We start from the raw sequence: 20303 nt of genomic DNA, 5'->3' as shown, positions 1-20303 counted from the left end.
TTAGGGCAACGCCGAATGAGGTTACCCCATGCGCGCACAGGGCTCCAAAACGGTGCCTAGTCGTCCGTCAGCGTGAGCTGCAAACCACCGACAAGGGAGGCACAGATGTTGTACAAGAACGCCATCAGTGTCGCGATCGCCGTCATCAAGATGACGTCGATCACCCCGATCAATACTGACAGAGACAGCACCTTGCCGAAGCCGATGTAGTCCATCAAATCGAAGTTCGACCCCTCGCTGTCGAGGGTGCGCAGCAACTCGTTGAGGTTGTCGAAGACACCCATGCCGGCCAACACCGTCCACAACACGCCGACCATCACGACGGTGGCGATACCGATCGCGACCGACAGCAGGAAGCTGATCTTGAACACCGAGAACGGGTCGATCCGCGAGACCGTAAGGCGGACGCGCCGGGGAGTCGCACGACCCGGCCGCTGCGCCGGACGACCGGCTGCAGCAGGACGCTGACCCGGCCGTTGCGCGGGTCGCTGACCGGCCGCAGCCGGGCGTCGCTGACCGGTGCCGCGCTCTTCGCTGCGCGAGCCGGCCGGCAACCTCTTCGCCGCGTCGGCCGGGGTGGTCCGGCGACCGCCGGTGGGGGTGCTCACTCCTGGTCTCCAGTTCCGTCGGTCTCAGGTGTTACGTCGTCGGCCACGTCTTTCATGGCCTCGTCCGCGGGCCCGTCCGCCGGTGCGACGGTGAGGTCCTGCGTCGTCCCGTCGACCAGAGCTTCTTCCTCGGGCGACTCGGTCGAACCTACAACTTCCTCGGCGACAACGTCACTCTCAGCGTTGCGCGCCACGGCAACAATCGCATCACCCTTGTCGGGAGTCGCGAACTGCACCCCCTGCGTGGAGCGGCCGGTGCGGCGCACCTCGTCCGCGCGCGAGCGGACGATCTTGCCCTTCTCCATGACGACGAGCACCTCGTCGCCCTCCTTGACGGTGAGTGCGCCGACGAGTTCACCGCCGCGCTCGGAGATGTTGGCGACCTTCACACCGAGCGTCGCGCGTCCCTTGACCGGGTACTCCGACGCCGCGGTGCGCTTGGCGAGACCGTTGACGAAGACCACGAACAAGTCGGGATCGGTGCCCTCGTCGACGACCGAGATCGACAGCAGTTCGTCGCCCGCGCGGAACTTCATGCCCGTGACTCCGGACGTGGAGCGTCCCATCGGACGGATCGTCTCGTCGGTCGCGTGGAAGCGGACCGACTGACCCTTGCGCGAGACCAGCAGGATGTCGTCCCTGGACGAGCACAGGCCCGCGCCGACGAGTTCGTCGCCGTCTCGCAGGTTGACCGCGATCAGACCACCCGAACGCGGGGAGTCGTACTCGGTGAGGCGGGTCTTCTTGACCAGTCCGCGACGGGTGGCCAGCACGAGGTAGTCGGACGCCTCGTAGTTGGTCAGCGCCATCACGCCGGCGATCTTCTCGTCGGGCTGGAACGCGAGCATGTTCGCCACGTGCTGGCCCTTGGAGTCGCGGCTGCCCTCGGGCAACTCGTACGCCTTGATCCGGTAGACCCGGCCCTTGTTGGTGAAGAACAGCAGCCAGTTGTGCGTGCTGGTGATGAAGAAGTGACTGACGACGTCGTCGCCGCGCAGGGTGGCCCCGCGCACTCCCTTGCCGCCGCGACGCTGCGCACGGTACTCGCTGACCTTCGTCCGCTTGGCGTAACCACCCCGGGTGATGGTGACGACGACGTCCTCGGCCGGGATCAGATCTTCCATCGACATGTCGCCGTCGAAGGGGACGATCTGGGTACGGCGGTCGTCGCCGTACTTGCCGACGATGTCGGCAAGTTCGTCACTGACGATCTGCCGCTGGCGCTCCGGCTTGGCCAGGATGTCGTTGTAGTCGTCGATCTTGGTCTGCAACTCGTCGTGCTCGTCGATGATGCGCTGACGCTCCAGTGCGGCCAGCTGACGCAACTGCATCGCCAGGATCGCGTTGGCCTGGATCTCGTCGACATCGAGCAACTCGATCAAGCCACTGCGTGCGGCATCGGCCGACGCCGAGCGCCGGATGAGGGCGATGACCTCGTCCAGCATGTCGAGCGCCTTGAGCAGACCACGCAGAATGTGGATGCGCTCCTCGGCACGCGCCAGACGCCACTTGGTACGGCGGACGATGACGTCGATCTGGTGGTCGACCCAGTGCCGGATGAACGCCGAGATCGGCAGCGTGCGCGGCACCCCGTCGACCAGGGCGAGCATGTTGGCGCCGAAGTTCTGCTGCAGCTGGGTGTGCTTGTAGAGGTTGTTGAGCACCACCTTCGCCACCGCGTCGCGCTTGAGGACGACGACCAGGCGCTGACCGGTACGGCCGGAGGTCTCGTCGCGCAGGTCGGCGATTCCGGCGATCTTGCCTTCCTTGACCAGCAGCGCGATCTTCTCGGCGAGGGCGTCGGGGTTGACCTGGTAGGGCAGTTCGGTGATCACCAGGCATTGGCGGCCCTGGATCTCCTCGACGTTGACGACCGCGCGCATCGTGATCGACCCGCGGCCGGTGCGGTAGGCGTCCTCGATGCCCTTCTTGCCCAGGATCAGCGCGCCGGTCGGGAAATCGGGGCCGGGGATGATCTCGAGCAGCTTCTCCAGCAGTTCCTCGCGGTCGGCCTCGGGGTTTTCGAGCAACCACTGGGCACCGGCGGCGACCTCACGCAGGTTGTGCGGCGGGATCTGGGTGGCCATACCGACCGCGATACCGGCCGAGCCGTTGACCAGCAGGTTCGGGAAGCGCGCGGGCAGCACGGTCGGCTGCAGCGTCTTGCCGTCGTAGTTGGGCTCGAAATCGACGGTGTCCTGGTCGATGTCGCGCACCAGTTCCATCGCGAGCGGCGCCATCTTGCACTCGGTGTATCGCGGGGCGGCCGCACCGTCGTTGCCCGGCGAACCGAAGTTGCCCTGGCCGTCGATCAGCGGGTAGCGAAGCGACCACGGCTGGACCAGGCGCACCATCGCGTCGTAGATCGCCGAGTCACCGTGCGGGTGGTACTGACCCATCACGTCACCGACCACGCGCGAACACTTGTTGTAACCGCGGTCGGGGCGGTAACCACCGTCGTACATCGCGTAGATGATCCGGCGGTGCACCGGCTTCAGGCCGTCGCGGACGTCGGGCAGCGCGCGGCTGACGATCACGCTCATCGCGTACTCGATGTAGCTGCGCTGCATCTCGGTGTTCAGGTCGACGGGGTCGACCCGGTTGCCGGTCACGACGCCGTTCTCGTCCATCGTGTTGTTGCCGGTGCCGTCATTGTCAGTCATTGAATTCCCATGTCAGAGAAGCGAAATGCGTTGAGGTTTGCGTGGCGCGTCACCTTGGTTTCGGCACCTGCGGAGTTGGTCAGTTCTCGCTGGTCCGGGGCGAAACCGGAGTGCATGAACTCAGATGTCGAGGAAGCGGACGTCCTTGGCGTTGCGCTGGATGAACCCGCGCCGGCTCTCGACGTCCTCGCCCATCAGGATCGAGAAGATCTCGTCGGCCGCGGCGGCGTCGTCGAGCGTGACCTGCAGCAGGGTGCGGTGGTCGGGGTCCATGGTGGTCTCCCACAGCTCCTGGTAGTTCATCTCGCCGAGACCCTTGTAGCGCTGCACGCCGTTGTCCTTCGGCATCCGCCAGCCCTGCGACAGGCCCTCGCGCACCGCAGCGTCGCGCTCCTTGTCGGAGAACACGAACTGGTGCTCGTGATTGCTCCACTTGATGCGGTACAACGGCGGCTGAGCGAGGTAGACGTAACCGGCCTCGATCAGCGGACGCATGAACCGGAACAGCAGGGTCAGCAGCAGGGTGCGGATGTGCATGCCGTCGACGTCGGCATCGGCCATCAGCACGATCTTGTGGTAGCGCGCCTTGCTGATGTCGAAGTCCTCGCCGATTCCGGTGCCGAAGCCGGAGATCAACGCCTGCACCTCGTTGTTGGCCAGCACCTTGTCGATGCGGGCCTTCTCGACGTTGAGGATCTTGCCGCGGATAGGCAGGATCGCCTGGTTGTAGGGGTTGCGCCCCTGCACCGCCGAGCCGCCGGCGGAGTCGCCCTCCACGATGTAGACCTCGGAGATCGTGGGGTCGTTGCTCTGACAGTCCTTGAGTTTGCCCGGCAGACCACCGGACTCCAGCAGGCCCTTACGGCGGGTGGCCTCACGCGCCTTGCGGGCAGCCATCCGGGCGGCGGACGCCTGGATCGCCTTGCGGACGATGTTCCTGCCGTCGTTGGGGTGCGCCTGCAGCCAATGCCCGAACTCGTCGCGCACCGCGGCCTGGACGAAGCCCTTGACCTCGGAGTTGCCGAGCTTGGTCTTGGTCTGACCCTCGAACTGCGGCTCGCCGAGCTTCACCGAGATGACCGCGGTCAGACCCTCACGGATGTCGTCACCGGTGAGGTTGTCGTCCTTCTCCTTGAGCAGCTTCTGGTCGCGGGCGAAGTCGTTGACCAGCTTGGTCATCGCCGCGCGGAAGCCTTCCTCGTGGGTGCCGCCCTCGTGGGTGTTCACCGCGTTGGCGTAGGTGTGCACCGACTCGCTGAACGAGGTCGTCCACTGCATCGCGATCTCGACCGACAGCATGCGCGAGGTGTCCTCGGTCTCGAACGCGATGATCTCGTCGTTGACCGGCTCGTTGCGCTTGGAGCTGTTGAGGTGCTTGACGTAGTCGAGCAGACCGTTGTCGTAGCGGTAGGTGACCGTGCGCTTCTTGTCCTTGGCGGAGGCCTGTTCCTCGGGGGCGTCGGACGCCTCCTCGCCGATCTCCTTCAGGTCGTCCAGACCCTCGTCGTCCGCGGCGTCGGCCTGCACCCGGGCGTCGGTGAGCGAGATCGTCAGCCCCTTGTTCAGGAAGGCCGTCTGCTGGAAGCGGGAGCGGATCGTCTCGAAGTCGTAGTCGGTGGTGTCGAAGATCTCCTCGCTCGCCCAGAAGGTGAGCGTGGTGCCGGACGGTTCGTCCTCCTCCATCGCGCGGACGTCGGCCAGCGGCGCGTCGGGCTCACCCTTGGTGAACGACATCTCGAAGACGCGGCCGTTCTGGCGCACCTGCACATCGAGCCGGGACGACAGCGCGTTGACAACCGAGGAACCCACACCGTGCAGGCCACCGGAGACCTTGTATCCACCGCCGCCGAACTTGCCGCCCGCGTGCAACTGAGTGAGCACGAGCTCGACGGTGCTGATGCCGTACTGCTCGTTCATGCCGGTGGGGATGCCGCGACCGTGGTCGGTGACCTCGACACCGCCGTCCTCACGCAGGGTGACCAGCACGCGGTCGTTGTGCCCGGCGAGCGCCTCGTCGACCGCGTTGTCGACGATCTCCCAGACCAAGTGGTGCAGGCCACGCGCACCGGTCGAGCCGATGTACATGCCCGGACGTTTGCGGACAGCCTCCAGCCCCTCGAGCACCTGGATCGCGGACGCGTCGTAGACGACTTCGCCGTCGGGCCCCACGTGGATGACAGCCTCTTCGACCGTGTTCTGCGGAAGGTCCTCCGGATCGTCCTGCTTGCCATTGCCCTGCTGCGAACTGTCGGTCACAGTGCTCCTCGAATAGACCTGACCCAAACCTTGGAAAGTCTACCTTGTCGCCATCCCCAGGACACCCTCTGACGCGCTGCAGGGCACCCAGAAGCCGTTTTCAGGACCGTCTCCAACTCCCGATACGTCGACCGGGGGTTCAGAACGCTCTAGGCGAGTTCTGTGCGATCGGTGCTCGATCGGTGGTCGTCGAAGCAAACCGGCTCTTCACGATCCAACGTGTAGCGGTGGGGTGTCGCCGCCGAGCCCATCGTCGTCAACGTGGTGTCCGGCACCACGTCGCTCGACCTCTGGCCGCTCGACCAGCGACCGCAGAAGGTGGTGCGCGTACGCAACGTCGACGAATGGCTCGAGGCCGTCGCGGCGGGCCGGGGCGTAGGTCTCAGCGCCGCGTCCACGGGGCTGATGTACACCCATCCCCAGATCGTCTACCGCTATCTCGACGACACGCCTCCGGTCCCGATCACCCTGGTCTGGCGGCTCGGCGAGGAGAACCCGCTGGTGAGCGAGTTCGTGGCCACTGCCAAGGCGCTCCAACAGGCTCAGCGGCTCGACCTCCCGTTGGCGCCCGACACCTCGGGCAGCCCTGCCCTTCAGCCCGTGGAGTCCTGACCGCCGGTCCGGAGCAGCCGCTGACCGCGACGACGGCGACACCGAGCTCGGTGCCGAGTCACGGCCCACGATCGCCGAGGCTGTAGGGCGACCTGCGGCCCGGCCGTTGACAGCGCCGACCGAAGGACCATATCTTCCGTAGTGCGGAGATTGATTCCAGGATACGGAATGAGGCTTTGGGATGCAGGGTTGGGTACAAGTCGGTGGGCTGAGCGTCGCGGAGCCGCTGCACCGCTTCATCACCGAGGAGGCACTGCCGGGCTCCGGCGTCGAGCCGTCGGCATTCTGGTCGGGCGCGGACGCGCTCATCCACGACCTCACCCCTCGCAACCGCGCTCTCCTCGCGCGACGCGACGAGCTGCAGGCGCAGATCGACGAGTTCCACCGGTCGCGTCCGGGCGTGCCCGACCCGCAGGTGTACACCTCCTTCCTGCGCGAGATCGGGTACCTGGCCGACGAGCCCGCCGACGTCCAGGTCACCACCTCGGGCGTCGACACCGAGATCACCGGCCAGGCCGGCCCGCAGCTGGTGGTCCCACTCCTGAACGCCAGGTTCGCGGCGAACGCCGCCAATGCCCGGTGGGGCTCGCTCTACGACGCCCTGTACGGGACCGACGTGATCCCCGACGAGGGCGAGCTGGCGCGCGGGTCGTCGTCGTACAACCCTGCTCGCGGCGCCGAGGTCATCGCCCGCGGCCGCGCGCTGCTCGATGAGCACTTTCCCCTCGAGGGTGGCTCGCACGCGGACGCCACCCGGTACGCCGTCGACCCGGACGGCCTGGTCGTCCAGGTCGGGGACCAGACGCTGCGGCTGGCGTCCCCGGGCCAGCTCGTCGGCTACCGCGGTGCGCCGGAGACGGTGGACGCGGTGGTCCTGGTCCACCACGGGCTGCACGTCGAGATCCTCATCGACCGAGACCACCCGATCGGTTCGCAGGACGCCGCGGGCGTCAAGGACGTGGTGCTGGAGGCGGCCGTCTCCACGATCATGGACCTCGAGGACTCCGTTGCCGCCGTCGACGCCGGCGACAAGGTGGTCGGCTACCGCAACTGGCTCGGGCTGATGCAGGGCACGCTGCAGGCCGAGGTCGCGAAGGACGGGGCGACGTTCGTCCGCGAGATGAGCCCGGACCGCTCCTGCGTGTCCACATCGGGCGAGTCCGTCACTCTGCACGGCCGCGCCCTGCTGTTCATCCGGCAGGTCGGTCACCTAATGACCACGGATGCGGTGCTGGACCGGGACGGCAACGCGGTCCCCGAGGGGATCCTCGACGCGCTCGTCACGGCTCTCGGCAGCGCCCACGACCTGCGCGGCAACTCCCGGCTGCGCAACTCCCGCACCGGCTCCATGTACGCCGTCAAGCCGAAGATGCACGGCCCGGACGAGGTCGCCTTCACCTGCGAGCTCTTCACTCGGGTGGAGCAGACTCTCGGGCTCCCCCCGCAGACGATCAAGGTCGGGATCATGGACGAGGAACGGCGCACGACGCTGAACCTCAAGGCGTGCATCGCAGCCGCCCGGGATCGCGTGGTCTTCATCAATACCGGATTCCTCGACCGGACCGGCGACGAGATCCACACCTCCATGCACGCCGGGCCGATGGTGCGCAAGAACGACATGCGTAACGAGGCGTGGATCCGCGCCTACGAGGCGAACAACGTCGACGTCGGCATCGCCTGCGGTCTGCGGGGGCGGGCCCAGATCGGCAAGGGCATGTGGGCGGCGCCGGACAACATGGCAGACATGCTCGCCAAGAAGGGCGAGCACCCGCGCGCCGGCGCCACCTGCGCCTGGGTACCGTCACCGACGGCCGCCACGTTGCACGCGATCCACTACCACGAGACCGACGTCTTCGAGGTTCAGCAGCGGGTCGCCCGCCGTGAGCCGGCAAGCAGGACTGATCTGCTCACGATCCCGCTGGGCGACCCGGCGTCGTGGTCTGATCAAGAGCGTCGGGCCGAGCTGGACAACAACGTCCAGAGCACGCTGGGCTACGTCGTGCGCTGGATCGACGCCGGCGTCGGGTGCTCCAAGGTCCCCGATCTCAGCGGCACTCCGCTCATGGAGGACCGCGCCACCTGCCGCATCTCCTCGCAGCACGTCGCCAACTGGCTCCTCCACGGCGTCGTCACCACCGAGGAGGTCGACGAGTCGCTGCGGCGAATGGCCCGCGTCGTCGACACTCAGAACGAGGGCGACCCGACCTACCAGCCGATGGCACCAGCGTTCGACGGGGCCGCCTTCCTCGCGGCGCGCGAACTGTTGCTCGCGGGCGGCAGCCAGCCCAGCGGCTACACCGAGCCGATCCTCCACAGCCGCCGTCTCGCCCACAAAGCCACCACCAGGAGCACCCGATGAACATCGACCTCGAGACCGCCCGGGCGATCGTCACGCAGGGTCGCAAGTACGCCCGCGACCTGGACTGCAAGCCCATGACGGTCGTCGTCATCGATGCGGGCGGCCACGTCGTCGCCGTCGAGCGTGAGGACGGGTCGTCGAACAAGCGCTTCGAGGTCGCCTTTGGCAAGGCGCACGGGGCGCTGTCCCTGGGCATGGGCTCGCGGGCGCTGATGGAGCGGGCCGAGCAGCAGCCCTACTTCATCGCCGCCGTCACGTCGGCGATCGGCGGCTCGCTGGTGCCCGTCCCCGGCGGGGTGCTGGTCCGCGATGCCGACGGGCGCGTCCTCGGCGCCGTCGGCGTCTCGGGTGACACCTCGGACCGTGACGAGGCCGTCGCCGTCGCCGGCATCGAGGCGGTCGACCTCACTCCCGACCCGGGGTGACCCCGGGGTGATTGGGCTTGGGCGCCGCGACCGAGGCCCGGCGCGCCTGGGTGATCTGGGCGGTCGGGCTGTCGGCCTATCTCGTCGCGGTCTTCCACCGCTCCTCCTTGGCCGTCGCCAGCATCTTTTTCGCCGGTACCTCGACCTGGGGTGCCGGGAGGCGCTCTCAGCCAGGCACAACGTAGACCGTCGGACGGCGTCCGTCGTCGGGCTTAGAGGTGCCCACACAGGTGATGAAGGAGCCGTCCGGATGGTTGCAGTCGAAGACGTACTGCTTGCCGGTGGCGGACGAACTGGCGCCGATCTGTTGCGAACTGCCGGCCTGGATGGCGCGGGCCTGCGATGCCACTCCGGAAGCGAAGGCACAGGTGACCCCGGGGCTGGTGGAGAAGGCGGCATCGCCACAACCGGTGTCGCTGCCGGCCGGAAGGGCGATCGGCGTGCTGGGGCTGGACGTCGGGCTGCTGGGTTGCGAACTCGTACGCGGGTCCGTGCTCGGTGAACTCGGCCGGTCGGTCGTCGGGGCGCCCGTACCCTCCAGGGTGCCGCTGGTGGCGGCAGGTGCAGAATTCTGGTTTCCGGACGCGTCGCTCTTGTCGTTGTTGACCAGCAACAGGTAGCCGACGAAGGACAGAACGCCGAGCGAGGCCAGCAGGATCATGAGTGGCAGCAACAAGGCTGCCTTGCGACCGGGTCCCTGCTGCGCAGCGGGCGGTTGCTCGAGGTAACCCGAACCCTGGTCAGGCTGCTGGTAGTACTGTGCGCCCGCCGCCGGAGCCTGCTGAGTGCGTTGATCGGCGTACGGCGCGGACGGGACGCCGGGGTCGGTGGCGTCGTCGTAGCCGCGTCCGTCATTCGAGCCGTCATCGAAGCTGTCGTCGCGGCGCGGGCGGAAGAACTTGTCGAAGGTGTCGTCCGGTCGGCTGTTGGCGTCGTTCGGGTCGGTCACGATCGCGGTCCTGCTTTCTCCTCGATTCGCCGACTGCTGGAGCCGGCGTTCCCCGGGGCTGCATCCTTTCGAGTCTACCCACCAAGGCCCGATCAGCCATATGTGTCGCGAGGGCCACGTCCGCCGTGCACCTTGCGCGGCCCCTTGCTCCAGGACGGCGCGGACGGGCCCAGGAAACGCAGCTCGGTGACGATGTTCGGACCGATCGTCTCCTCGATACGGCCCAGGATGGTCGAGGTCATGTAACCGAGTTGGGTGCGCCAGGCGGTGGAGTCGGCGCGGACGGTCAGCACGCCGTCCTCGAACCCGGTCGCCTGCGCGTGCGCGGCCACTTCGGCGCCGACGATTTCGGGCCACTTCGCGAGTACCGAACCTGCCGCGACGTCGACCTTCCACCCGCGCTCGGACAGCATCCGCTCCATCTGGTCACCCAGTGCGGACGGGTCACGGCCGTCGTCCTTGGTGCGCGCGGCTTCGCCGAACGGACGCCGACGCACCGGCTGCTGCCCCGGTCGCAACCCCTTCTCCCGTGCCGATCGACGGGCGCGGGCCAGCGCCTCGCGGGCCGCGTTACGCCAGTCGACGTCGTCCGGCTCATCGCCGATGACGTCGTCCTGCTGCGCATCGCTCGCCTCGGTCACCTGCCCAGCGTACGACCGTCCCCCGATCAGACCATGTCAACCAAAGGTTGACACTTGGACGGTGGACGCGCACAGTGGAAGTCATGACGGCACGAGGCGAGAAGACTGTTACGACGAATCCCACCGTCCCCAACCTGCTGGTCGGCACTGCGATCGCAGCGGTCACCGGCATCGCGATGTTCGTGATCAACGGTGGCGACGGTGACATGTGGTGGGCCTACCCACTGATCGGGGCGATCCTGGCGCTCGCGCTGTGGGGGATGCTCCTCGCCGGCAGCTATGGCCACAAGGAGCGGCGCGGCATCGTGGAACCGAGGTCCTACGCGATCGCCGGTCTGCTCGGCGTGGTCGCCGGATCGATCGTCGGAACACTCACCGGCGAGAACTCCTTCTGGGCTGTCGGATTCATCATCGCCGGCGTCCTCCTGCCGGCCGCCTCGGCTTCCACCGGGAAGGACCGTTCCTGACCGTGCCCGATGCCGACCGGTCGCTCGACCGGGTCCTGGTGGCCGACCAACGTCTCGACCATGCGCGGATCGCACTGGACGAGGCGGTTGCCGCGGCCCGGGTGGACGGTGCCTCCTGGCAGGCGATCGGGCAGGTACTCGGGATGTCGCGCCAGGCTGTCTTCAAACGCTTCGGGCAGCCCGACCCACACACCGGCGCAGCTCCGGTGCGGGCTGTGCAACCACTCATCGCCGCCACCGAAGCGGTGTTCACCGACCTGGCGAACGGTCGGGCCGCCTCGCTGGTCGAAAGGATGACGCCGGTCGCGGCCGCCGTCCTCGCGGTGCGCGACGTGGAAGCGACCTGGGCCGCGGTCGAACGAGCCGACGGCCCGCTGGTGCGCTGCCGCGGACTTGCGGTCCGGACGCCCGCCGACACTGGTACCGAACTCGCAGGGGACGTCGTCGTCGCGACGACCCTGGAGTGTGAATCAGGCGCCTGGCACGGACGCGTCGCCTGGGACGGGTGGGATCGCATCGCCGGCATCCTCATCGTTCCCGACGACCGGCCCGGTCTGCCCTTCTGAGCTCCCGTCCGCAGCCGAGACCTTGCCCCTCACGACGTCGAACCGCTTGCCGCTCAAGGCTTTCGGGACATCGTCCGCGACAGCCGCGGTGATCAGCACCTGTTCGGCGTCGCCGACCATCGCCGCCAGCCGGGCCCGGCGGCCGGCGTCCAACTCGGCGAAGACGTCGTCGAGCACCAGCACCGGGTCGGTGCCGAGATCGGTGCGCAACAACTGGAACGCGGCCAGACGCATACCGAGCGCGAACGACCAGGACTCGCCGTGCGAGGCGTACCCCTTCGCGGGCAGGTCTCCCAGACCGAGCACCACCTCGTCGCGGTGCGGGCCCACGAGCGTGACTCCACGCTCGACCTCGGCACGACGCATCTGATCGAACGTCTCGTGCATGCCGGCCGCAATCTCCTCGACCGGCGGCACCTCACCCGACCCCAGTTCATCGGACAGTTTCACGTGCAACGAACTGCGGTAGGTCAACCGCGCATCGCCCTGCCCGGCGCTGACCTCGTCGTACGCGTCCGCGATGAACGGACACAGGTCGCGCAGCAGGCGCAGGCGCGCGTACGTGAGGTTGGCGCCGACCGTGGCGAGGTGTTCGTCCCAGACCGGGAGGGTCGCGTCGAGTGCGCCGCGGTCCTGGCCGGTGCGCGCCGCCTTCAGCAGCGCATTGCGTTGCTTGAGGATCTTCTCGTAGTCGCTGCGCGCGCCTGCCCACTTCGGCTGACGGGCAACCAGCAGATCGTCCAGGAACTGACGGCGGGTCGACGGGTCACCCTTCACCAACGCCAGATCCTCCGGCGCGAACAGCACCGTCCGGATCGTTCCCAGGATGTCGCGCGGACGCGTGGACGCCGCCCGACCCAGACGGGCCCGGTTGGCCCGTCCCGGGTTGATCTCGAGTTCGAGTTGCTGCTCGTGGGTCTCACGAACGACCGCCGCCCGGATGTACGCCTTCTCCGCGCCGGCCCGGACCAGGGGCGCGTCGTTGGAGACACGGTGCGAGCCGAGCGTCGCCAGGTAGCCGACCGCCTCGACCAGGTTCGTCTTGCCCTGGCCGTTGAGTCCGACGAACGTCGTGATGCCGGGTGCCAACGCCACCTCGGCTTCCGGATAGGACCGGAAGTCGATCAGGGACAGATGGCGTACATGCACTGCGTCAGCGTAATCGCGGGCGGGTCGCCCGGAAGACCACGACGAAGCAGCGGGCGCCGAGGGCTCGATCGGTCGCCTATGCGTCTGCGTTGTTCGACCGGCGCGGGCGAGTGCTCCGTCGAGCGAACCCGGTTTCGGCACCTACGGATTCGTTCCTCATCCGTAGGGCTCAACCAGCCACAGGATCAACAGCGCTGCTTCGCAGCTGCGTCGTTCAGTTGTCCGACTTCTTCGCGCCGGGGGTCGCCTCGCCGGACGTGTCCTTCTTCTCCGCTGCGGGGCTGACCTCGGCCTGGCCCTCCTTGGCGGCCTTGCGGTACGGCTCGTCGCCGAACTGCATGACCTCGTGACCGCCGAACTGTCCGCGCAACGCGGCGATCGCCTGCATCTGCGGGGAGTTCTCCTGACGCGAGGTGAAGCGCGCGAACAGTGCAGACGCCAGGACGGGCATCGGGACCGCAAGGTTGATGGCCTCCTCCAGCGTCCAGCGTCCTTCACCGGAGTCGGTGGAGTACTCGCTGATGCCCTCGAGGTGCGGGGTCTCCTCCAGCGCCTTGACCATGAGGTCGAGCAACCAGGAGCGCACGACGGTGCCGCGGCTCCAAGCGCGGAAGCAGCCCTCGACGTCCTTGACGATGTCCTTGGCCTCGAGCAGTTCGAAGCCTTCGGCGTAGGCGTGCATCATGCCGTACTCGATGCCGTTGTGGACCATCTTCGCGTAGTGGCCCGCGCCGACCTCGCCGGCGTGCACGAAACCTTCCTCGCGGGGACCCTCGGGGCGCAGCGCGTCGAAGATCGGCATGAGGCGCTCGACGTTCTTCTCCTCGCCGCCGCACATCAGGCCGTAGCCGTTGTCCTTGCCCCAGATACCACCGGAGACGCCGCAGTCGACGAACTCGACGCCGTGCTCCTTGAGCATGTCGGCGTTCGCCTGGTCATCGGTGAACTTGGAGTTGCCGCCGTCGACGATGATGTCGCCCTCGTCCAACAGCTCGGCCAGCGACTTGATCGTGTCGCGGGTCGGGTCGCCGGCCGGCACCATCACCCAGACGGCGCGCGGGGCGTCCAGCTTGGAGACGAGGTCACGAAGATCCGTGGCGTCGCTGATGTCGGGGTTGCGGTCGTACCCGACGATGTCATGACCGGCGGCCTTGAGGCGGTCACGCATGTTGCCGCCCATCTTGCCCAGACCGATGAGACCCATCTGCATGTTCTTGGCTCCTTGCTTGTGGTCGACGTCGTGGTCGGTTTGGTGCGGTGCGTCGTGCGGCTGGGTCAGTTGGCGAAGCGGACCGGCATCAGCACGTAGCGGAAGCTCTCATCGGCCTCGCCGTCCTGCTCGGCCTGGCCCGACATCACGGCCGGACGGCTGGGCTGGGTGAACGACAGGCGGACGAAGTCGGTGCCGACGGCGCCGAGGCCGTCGAGCAGGAACTGCGGGTTGAACGCGATTTCGATGTCCGGGCCGGTGAGCGTGGCCTCGACGGCCTCGCTGGCCTGGGCGTCGTCGCCCTGACCTGCCTCGATGACCAGTTGTTCCTCGCTGAAGCGCAGGCGCACCGGAGTGTTGCGCTCGGCGACCAGCGAGACGCGCTTGACCGCCTCGGCCAGTTCACTGGTCTTGATGACGGCGCTGGTATCGACGCTGGTGGGGAAGATCGAGGTGACCTTCGGGTACTCACCGTCCAGCAGCCGGGTGGTGGTCTGGCGCTGACCGGCCTCGAACCCGACCAGCCCCTCGCCACCGGCGGCGGTGCCGAGCGCGAGGTTGACCGAGCCGGAGGCTCCGAGTGCGCGGGCGGTGTCGTGCAGCGTGCGGGCCGGGATGAGTGCGACGTACGAGGCGTCGGTGGCGGCCGGCTGCCAGGTGAACTCGCGCATCGCGAGGCGGTAGCGGTCGGTGGCCAGCAGCGTGACCTTCTCGCCCTCGATCTCCATCCGGACGCCGGTGAGGATCGGCAGCGTGTCGGAACGGTCGGCCGCGATCGCGACCTGCGACACGGCGCTGGTGAACACGTCACCGGCGATCGTGCCGGAGGGCTCGGGCGAGGTCGGCAACGTCGGGTAGTCGGCGACCGGCATCTGCGGAAGCGCGAACCGGCTCGTGCCACACACCACTTCGACCTTGTTGCCGTCGGCGGTGAGCGTGACCGGCTTGTTCTTGAACGAGCGCGAGATGTCGCCGAGCAGCTTGCCGGGCACCAGCACGGTGCCGGGCTCGTCGACGGACGCCGCCACGGTGACCTTCGCGGATACCTCGTAGTCGAACGCCGACAGGGTCAGGCCGTCCTGCGTCGCTTCCAGCAGCACACCGGACAGCACCGGCACCGGCGGACGCGGGGACAGGCCACGGACGGCCCAGGTAACGGCTTCGGCCAGGACGTCGCGTTCGACCTGCAGCTTCACGTCATTCCTTCGATCGGTGTTGGGTGCCCGGGTATCCGGGTTCGAGCGATCTCGTCGATGGCTCGAACCGAGCGCAGGCACCGCACAAACTGTGCGCCGATGGTAGTCACATCGTCGCAGGCCGAGACTAGCCCTTCCGGCTCGTGCGGACACCACTACGGGATGACTTCGGATCTGCGCTGGTCGCATCCAGGACCTGTCGTTTGTGCACAGCCGATCGCAGTTCGCGGAGCACGGATCGATGGTTGGTAGAAGGTTGGTCGTAGTAGTAGCACCTGTGAAACCTGGGGATGAAGCCCGTTTGCGCAGGTCAGCGGCTTTGTCGGGGTGTTGGTAGTCGTGTGGAAACTTCGTCGGTGAACCACCATCGGCTGTGGACGACGATTTCGGCTCCACACCGAGTCTGCCGATTCTGTGGATAACCTGGACCGATTTCCACAGTTTCACGTGGTTATCCACAGGTCGGGTGTAGAACAACGCAGTTCTATCCATGCGGCTGAGTGCCGGCGGAGCGGATCCGGTTCTCCACAGGGTGTTGATGACGCGGTGAGTGGTTGCTCGGATATGGCACGTCGGACGCGTCCTGTTGCCCGGCCGTTCAGTGTTCTGCGCTGCGGACGATGATCCGCACCGTTTCGGGAGTTTCGCCGCCCCGACGTGGGTGGGAACCGGGAACTTCGCGACTGGTGGCCATGGTGACTGACGGGTACCCCCACCTGGGGATAACTGTGTGCACAACTCGGGAAAGAACCCCGGCGGCCGGATGCGAGCGCGGTTCGGGTGTGGCCCTGGGCTGCGGGTTCAGCGGCGTCCGAGCTCGTTCGCGGCGCGACGGATGTTGGACGTCAGCTCGGTGATCTGGTCGAACAGGTGCGGCTTGGTGCCGATCAGCTGACGGATCTTCCGGTCGGCGTAGAGCACGGTGGTGTGGTCGCGTCCGCCGAAATACCGGCCGATCGCCGGCAGCGTCTCGTCGGTGAGCTCGCGACACAGGTACATCGCGATCTGGCGAGCGTTCGCGAGCGTGCGCGAGCGGGAGGAGCCGCACAGGTCGTCGATCGTGACGTCGAAGAACTCCGCGGTCTTGTCCATGATCAGCGACATCGTGATCTGACCGGCGGCGTTGCCGACCATGAGGTCCTTCAACACCTGCGAGGCGCTCTCGACCGTGACCGGCTGTTTGGAGACCGACGCGTACGCGGTCACCCGGATCAGCGCGCCCTCGAGCTCACGGATGTTGGTCGCCACCTTATCGGCGATCAACGTCAGCACATCAGCCGGCAACTGCATCTTCTCCGCGTCGGCCTTGCGGCGCAGGATCGCGATACGGGTCTCCAGATCGGGCGGGGTGACGTCGGTGGTCAGGCCCCACTCGAAACGTGACCGCAGCCGGTCCTCCAACCCATTGAGCTTCTTGGGCGGCTGGTCGCTGGACAGCACGATCTGCTTCTGGCTGTTGTGCAACGCGTTGAAGGTGTGGAAGAACTCCTCCTGCGTGGACTCCTTGCCCTGCAGGAACTGCACGTCGTCGATCAGCAGGACGTCGACGTTGTCGCGATACCGCTTCTGGAAGGAGCGGCCCGCCTCGTCACGGATCGAGTTGATGAAGTCGTTGGTGAACTCCTCGGAGTTCACGTACAGCACCCGAAGCTGCGGGTAGTAGCTGCGGACGTAGTTGCCGATCGCGTGCAGCAGGTGCGTCTTGCCCAGACCGGAGGACCCATAGACGAACAACGGGTTGTACGACCGTGCCGGCGTTTCGGCAACCGCCTGCGCGGCGGCGCACGCGAACCGGTTGCCGTGCCCGACCACGAACGTCTCGAAGGTGTAGCGGGGGTTCAGGCGGGCGTCGTCCAACTGGTTGACGGTGACGTTCTGGCGGGGCGCGGAGGTGGAGACCTGGAGTTCGGTCTGACCGATGTGCTCGTCGTCCTGCTCCGGTTCGACCAGGCTCGGGCCGTCCGGTTCGTCCTCGGGCTCGAGGGTCGCGAGCGAGGTGTCGACGGTCACGGCAAGGCGCACCGGGTGGCCGAGTTCGGCCCCCATCGCCTCGCAGACGGGGTCGTTCAGCGTCTGTTCGACGAAGACCTTCGTGTGGTCGTACGGAACCGCCAGCAGCGCGGTCTCACCGACGATGCCGACCAGACGGGCGATGCGAAGAAAGGCGCGATCGCGAGCCGGAATTCCTGAATCTTCCAGTCCCAGCAGTGTGGCGTGCCATACGTGGGCCAGGTCGACATCAGGTTCGGTCAAGGCCGGACTCCCCTTCGATTCAGGTGTCTCGTGACGTGCCGAAACCTGGGCTTCTTCGCTGCTTGCACAGGCGGAACATCGGTGACCGGATCTCGGCCGGCAGCCATGGTACGACGATTATCCACAGAGTTATGCACAGAGTGTGAGTAAACCGTGACCTGGGCCGGAAGCGCCGACGCTAACAACTCGGACCGGCACCCTGCAACCCGTTCCGGAAGATTCGCGGGAAGTTCACGGCGTGTCGGTTTTGTCGACATGTCGCGAGGTGCTCCGATGGTTCGTTCGGCTCTGATTCCGGACCGGCGCAACTCGGTTTGACCGGCGTGCCGGGCGGGCCGTAAAGTTGTCGACTGACCTTTTGTGTCGTCCCCACATCGCAGTTTCGGCGGTGGCTGACCGCGGTCAGTGTGCGACGGAACGGCACACCACAAGCCAGTAAGACGGGCCCCGGCCCGACCCATGTGACGGAGTAATGACGTGAGCAAGCGCACCTTCCAGCCGAACACCCGCCGCCGGTCCAAGACCCACGGCTTCCGCCTGCGCATGCGCACCCGCGCCGGCCGCTCGATCCTCGCCTCGCGCCGTCGCAAGGGCCGCGAGAAGCTGTCGGCCTGAGCCACATCAGCCTCGGCTGTTCGCCGGCCCGGCTCGTATCGGCCGCCTGATCGTGCTGCCGGCCGCGCACCGGATGCGCTCCAGCGCCGACTTCGCAGCTGTCCTGCGGTCACGCACCAGCGGACGCGCCGGTAGCAAGCTGCTGGTCGTGCACCTGCGGATGCCTGAGACCTCACTCAACACCGATGTTGCCGACACGGTCCCGTGCCGTGTCGGCTTCGTCGTGTCCAAAGCGGTCGGTAACTCAGTGGTGCGGCACCGCACGCAGCGTCGGCTGCGCCATCTGATGAACGCTCGACTGGACCGGCTGCCTGCCGGGTCACTGGTCGTGGTCCGTGCTCAATCGGGTGCCGCGACGGCGACGAGTGCCGAACTGGGCGCTGAACTCGACCGCCTGTTGCCGCGAGTCCTGGCCGGTGTGCGATGAACCTCAACGAGATCCTCACCGCTCCACTCATTGCATTGGTACAGATCTACCGCAAGCTGATCTCGCCGATGCTGCCGCCGACCTGCCGGTTCACCCCGTCCTGTTCGGAGTACGGCTTGGTGGCACTGCAGCGATTCGGACCGATCAAGGGCAGCTGGTTGACGATTCGACGGCTCGGTCGTTGTAACCCGTGGAACCCCGGTGGGGTCGATCACGTGCCCGATAAGCCCGCCAAGGGCGTACCGCATACTTCATGACATCCGCTGACTGAAGGACATCATGCTCGACACTCTGCTCTTCCCGCTCGAATGGTTCGTCGCCTTCGTCATGGTGAGCTTCCACAACCTGTTCACCGCCATCGGAATGCGGGCGGAGTCCGGCTGGACCTGGGCACTGTCCATCGCCGGTCTCGTGGTCGTGCTGCGAATCCTGCTGATTCCGCTGTTCGTCAAGCAGATCAAGAGCTCGCGCCGGATGCAGCTGATCCAGCCCGAGCTGCAGAAGATCCAGAAGAAGTACAAGGGCAAGAAGGATCCGGAGTCCCGTCAGAAGATGACGGAAGAGACGATGGAGCTCTACAAGCGCACGGGCACCAACCCGTTCAGTTCCTGTATGCCGATCCTGCTGCAGTCGCCGTTCTTCTTCGCGTTGTTCCGCGTGCTGAACAACTTGGACGAGATGGCAGCCGGCAAGCGTGAGCCGATCGGTCTGCTGACCCAGGAACTCGCCAGCCAGGCCGAGACGTCGACATTGTTCGGCGCGTCCCTGAGCTCGACCTTCCTCGGTTCGGACCAGCTGTCGGTGAAGATCCTCACTGTCGTGATGATCATCCTGATGTCGGTGTCGGTTTTCATCACCCAGCACCAGCTGATGCGGCGCAACATGCCTGCTGCGGCCCTCGACAACCCGATGGCCAAGCAGCAGAAATACATCATGTACATCATGCCGGTGTTCTTCGCGATCACCGGTGTGAACTTCCCCATCGGTGTCCTCATCTACTGGGTGGTCACCAACCTGTGGACGATGGGCCAGCAGTTCTACGTGATCCGCCGCATGCCCACCCCTGGTTCGGACGCCGAGAAGGCCCTCGAGGCGCGTCGCCGCGCCAAGGGCAAGGAGATCAAGAAGCTGTCGATCCCGGGCCTCAACTCCTCCTCGGACGACGATGACGATGCGGTGGAACCGGACGGCGAGAAGGTGTCGCTGACCAAGACCGGCGCCGGATCGTCGGCTGCGAAGAAGAGCGGCCAGCGTGTGCAGCCGGCCAGCAACAAACGTGGCAAGAACCAGAAGCGCCGAAAGCGCTGACCCGATCGACCCCCGGTGGGCGCGTCGGCGTCCGCCCTCATTCCTGATGTTGGAGCGAGTGATCAACGATGATCACCGGCAGAATGCGAGCTGACCATGAGTGACCAGAAGACCCAGACGGACAACCCCGCCGAGATCCTGGAGCGTGAGGGCGAGATCGCCGCCGACTTCCTGGAGAACCTTCTCGACATCGCCGACCTGGACGGCGACATCGACGTCGACGTCGACGGCGACCGCGCGATGGTCTCGATCGTCGACTCCGAGGAGGGACGCGTGCCGCGTCGCCTGGTCGGCAGTGACGGCAAGGTGCTCGACGCGCTGCAGGAACTGGCTCGCCTCGCGGTCCAGGCCGAGACCGGCAACCGCAGCCGGCTGATGTTGGACATCGCGGGCTACCGCGCACAGAAGCGTGAGGAACTGGTCTCACTCGCCAAGGATGCGGTGGCGAAGGCGAAGGACTCCGGAGAGAAGCAGTCACTCGATCCGATGAGCGCCTTCGAGCGCAAGGTGGTGCACGATGCCGTGCTGGCCGAGGGCCTGTCCTCGGAGTCCGAGGGTGCCGAGCCGCGTCGCTACGTCGTGGTGCTCCCCGCCTGATT

19 protein-coding genes are annotated in these 20303 nt (G+C 66.7%); 10 read left to right on the top strand and 9 right to left on the bottom strand.

The annotated features are described in order from the left end of the window. Window positions 1-56 precede the first annotated feature (56 nt). From FB459_RS01995 to gyrB, 3 genes are all read right to left on the bottom strand, one after another. Window positions 57-608 carry a DUF3566 domain-containing protein gene (locus FB459_RS01995; protein ID WP_246092277.1) on the bottom strand — a complete coding sequence of 184 codons (552 nt, stop codon included), beginning with the start codon at window positions 606-608 and terminating at the stop codon, window positions 57-59. Then, window positions 605-3271, bottom strand: coding sequence for a DNA gyrase subunit A (gyrA, locus tag FB459_RS01990; RefSeq protein WP_141927284.1), 2667 nt, complete (start codon window positions 3269-3271; stop codon window positions 605-607). The genes FB459_RS01995 and gyrA overlap by 4 nt, the downstream gene beginning before the upstream one ends. Before the next feature lie 120 nt (window positions 3272-3391). Next, window positions 3392-5527 carry a DNA topoisomerase (ATP-hydrolyzing) subunit B gene (gene gyrB / locus FB459_RS01985; protein WP_170221647.1) on the bottom strand — a complete coding sequence of 712 codons (2136 nt, stop codon included), beginning with the start codon at window positions 5525-5527 and terminating at the stop codon, window positions 3392-3394. A 261-nt stretch (window positions 5528-5788) separates the two neighbouring features. Here gyrB and FB459_RS01980 point away from each other — a divergent pair, with 261 nt between their 5' ends. From FB459_RS01980 to FB459_RS01970, 3 genes are all read left to right on the top strand, one after another. Continuing rightward, window positions 5789-6139 carry a LysR substrate-binding domain-containing protein gene (locus FB459_RS01980; RefSeq protein ID WP_170221646.1) on the top strand — a complete coding sequence of 117 codons (351 nt, stop codon included), beginning with the start codon at window positions 5789-5791 and terminating at the stop codon, window positions 6137-6139. A gap of 181 nt (window positions 6140-6320) precedes the next feature. Continuing rightward, window positions 6321-8498 (top strand): malate synthase G, encoded by a 2178-nt coding sequence (locus FB459_RS01975; protein WP_141927282.1) that lies wholly within the window; start codon window positions 6321-6323, stop codon window positions 8496-8498. Then, window positions 8495-8923: a GlcG/HbpS family heme-binding protein gene (locus FB459_RS01970; protein ID WP_141927281.1), complete on the top strand. Its 429-nt coding sequence runs from the start codon at window positions 8495-8497 to the stop codon at window positions 8921-8923. Before FB459_RS01975 ends, FB459_RS01970 begins: the two co-directional genes overlap by 4 nt. 166 nt (window positions 8924-9089) lie before the next feature. Here FB459_RS01970 and FB459_RS01965 read toward each other — a convergent pair whose 3' ends face one another. After that, window positions 9090-9872 carry a hypothetical protein gene (locus tag FB459_RS01965; RefSeq protein WP_141927280.1) on the bottom strand — a complete coding sequence of 261 codons (783 nt, stop codon included), beginning with the start codon at window positions 9870-9872 and terminating at the stop codon, window positions 9090-9092. A 92-nt stretch (window positions 9873-9964) separates the two neighbouring features. Further along, window positions 9965-10513, bottom strand: a complete 549-nt coding sequence (locus FB459_RS01960; RefSeq protein WP_246092276.1) for a DciA family protein — start codon at window positions 10511-10513, stop codon at window positions 9965-9967. A gap of 83 nt (window positions 10514-10596) precedes the next feature. Between FB459_RS01960 and FB459_RS01955 the strand changes: the two genes are divergently transcribed. After that, window positions 10597-10980, top strand: coding sequence for a hypothetical protein (locus tag FB459_RS01955; RefSeq protein ID WP_141927279.1), 384 nt, complete (start codon window positions 10597-10599; stop codon window positions 10978-10980). Window positions 10981-10982: 2 nt separating this feature from the next. Further along, the gene (locus tag FB459_RS01950) at window positions 10983-11546 is read left to right on the top strand and encodes a hypothetical protein (protein ID WP_141927278.1); all 564 of its coding nucleotides are present in this window, start codon (window positions 10983-10985) and stop codon (window positions 11544-11546) included. On the opposite strand, the gene recF is transcribed toward FB459_RS01950, so the two are convergent. From recF to dnaA, 4 genes are all read right to left on the bottom strand, one after another. After that, complete coding sequence (gene recF, locus FB459_RS01945; protein ID WP_141927277.1) at window positions 11451-12695, bottom strand: DNA replication/repair protein RecF; 1245 nt, start codon at window positions 12693-12695, stop codon at window positions 11451-11453. The two genes, FB459_RS01950 and recF, sit on opposite strands and share 96 nt — an antisense overlap. A gap of 214 nt (window positions 12696-12909) precedes the next feature. Next, window positions 12910-13974, bottom strand: a complete 1065-nt coding sequence (gene gnd / locus FB459_RS01940; protein WP_281279582.1) for a phosphogluconate dehydrogenase (NAD(+)-dependent, decarboxylating) — start codon at window positions 13972-13974, stop codon at window positions 12910-12912. Beyond that, the gene (gene dnaN / locus FB459_RS01935; protein ID WP_141927275.1) at window positions 13971-15101 is read right to left on the bottom strand and encodes a DNA polymerase III subunit beta; all 1131 of its coding nucleotides are present in this window, start codon (window positions 15099-15101) and stop codon (window positions 13971-13973) included. Before dnaN ends, gnd begins: the two co-directional genes overlap by 4 nt. Before the next feature lie 801 nt (window positions 15102-15902). After that, on the bottom strand, window positions 15903-17354 hold the full coding sequence (gene dnaA, locus FB459_RS01930) for a chromosomal replication initiator protein DnaA (protein ID WP_211345112.1): 1452 nt from the start codon (window positions 17352-17354) through the stop codon (window positions 15903-15905). Between the two features lie 477 nt (window positions 17355-17831). Between dnaA and rpmH the strand changes: the two genes are divergently transcribed. The 5 genes from rpmH to FB459_RS01905 all read left to right on the top strand — a co-directional run bounded on the left by rpmH (window position 17832) and on the right by FB459_RS01905 (window position 20301). Then, complete coding sequence (rpmH, locus tag FB459_RS01925; protein ID WP_129626369.1) at window positions 17832-17969, top strand: 50S ribosomal protein L34; 138 nt, start codon at window positions 17832-17834, stop codon at window positions 17967-17969. Window positions 17970-18021: 52 nt separating this feature from the next. After that, a complete protein-coding gene (rnpA, locus tag FB459_RS01920) occupies window positions 18022-18396 on the top strand; it encodes a ribonuclease P protein component (RefSeq protein WP_141927274.1) in 375 nt (124 codons plus the stop codon). Continuing rightward, complete coding sequence (gene yidD / locus FB459_RS01915; protein WP_141927273.1) at window positions 18393-18653, top strand: membrane protein insertion efficiency factor YidD; 261 nt, start codon at window positions 18393-18395, stop codon at window positions 18651-18653. Before rnpA ends, yidD begins: the two co-directional genes overlap by 4 nt. 22 nt (window positions 18654-18675) lie before the next feature. Next, window positions 18676-19704 carry a membrane protein insertase YidC gene (yidC, locus tag FB459_RS01910; protein ID WP_141927272.1) on the top strand — a complete coding sequence of 343 codons (1029 nt, stop codon included), beginning with the start codon at window positions 18676-18678 and terminating at the stop codon, window positions 19702-19704. A 96-nt stretch (window positions 19705-19800) separates the two neighbouring features. Continuing rightward, window positions 19801-20301 carry a Jag family protein gene (locus FB459_RS01905; RefSeq protein ID WP_129626361.1) on the top strand — a complete coding sequence of 167 codons (501 nt, stop codon included), beginning with the start codon at window positions 19801-19803 and terminating at the stop codon, window positions 20299-20301. Window positions 20302-20303: the final 2 nt, after the last annotated feature.

Origin of the sequence: Yimella lutea (assembly GCF_006715095.1) — a bacterium.
Lineage (GTDB): Bacteria > Actinomycetota > Actinomycetes > Actinomycetales > Dermatophilaceae > Yimella > Yimella lutea.
This window is presented reverse-complemented; position numbering and strand designations above follow the sequence as displayed.

Coding starts and splice junctions, on each gene's coding strand:
- gyrA (WP_141927284.1), bottom strand. CDS start 3,271: ATGACTGACAATGACGGCACCGGCAACAACACGATGGACGAGAACGGC.
- FB459_RS01975 (WP_141927282.1), top strand. CDS start 6,321: ATGCAGGGTTGGGTACAAGTCGGTGGGCTGAGCGTCGCGGAGCCGCTG.
- FB459_RS01970 (WP_141927281.1), top strand. CDS start 8,495: ATGAACATCGACCTCGAGACCGCCCGGGCGATCGTCACGCAGGGTCGC.
- FB459_RS01955 (WP_141927279.1), top strand. CDS start 10,597: ATGACGGCACGAGGCGAGAAGACTGTTACGACGAATCCCACCGTCCCC.
- yidD (WP_141927273.1), top strand. CDS start 18,393: ATGAACCTCAACGAGATCCTCACCGCTCCACTCATTGCATTGGTACAG.
- yidC (WP_141927272.1), top strand. CDS start 18,676: ATGCTCGACACTCTGCTCTTCCCGCTCGAATGGTTCGTCGCCTTCGTC.
- FB459_RS01905 (WP_129626361.1), top strand. CDS start 19,801: ATGAGTGACCAGAAGACCCAGACGGACAACCCCGCCGAGATCCTGGAG.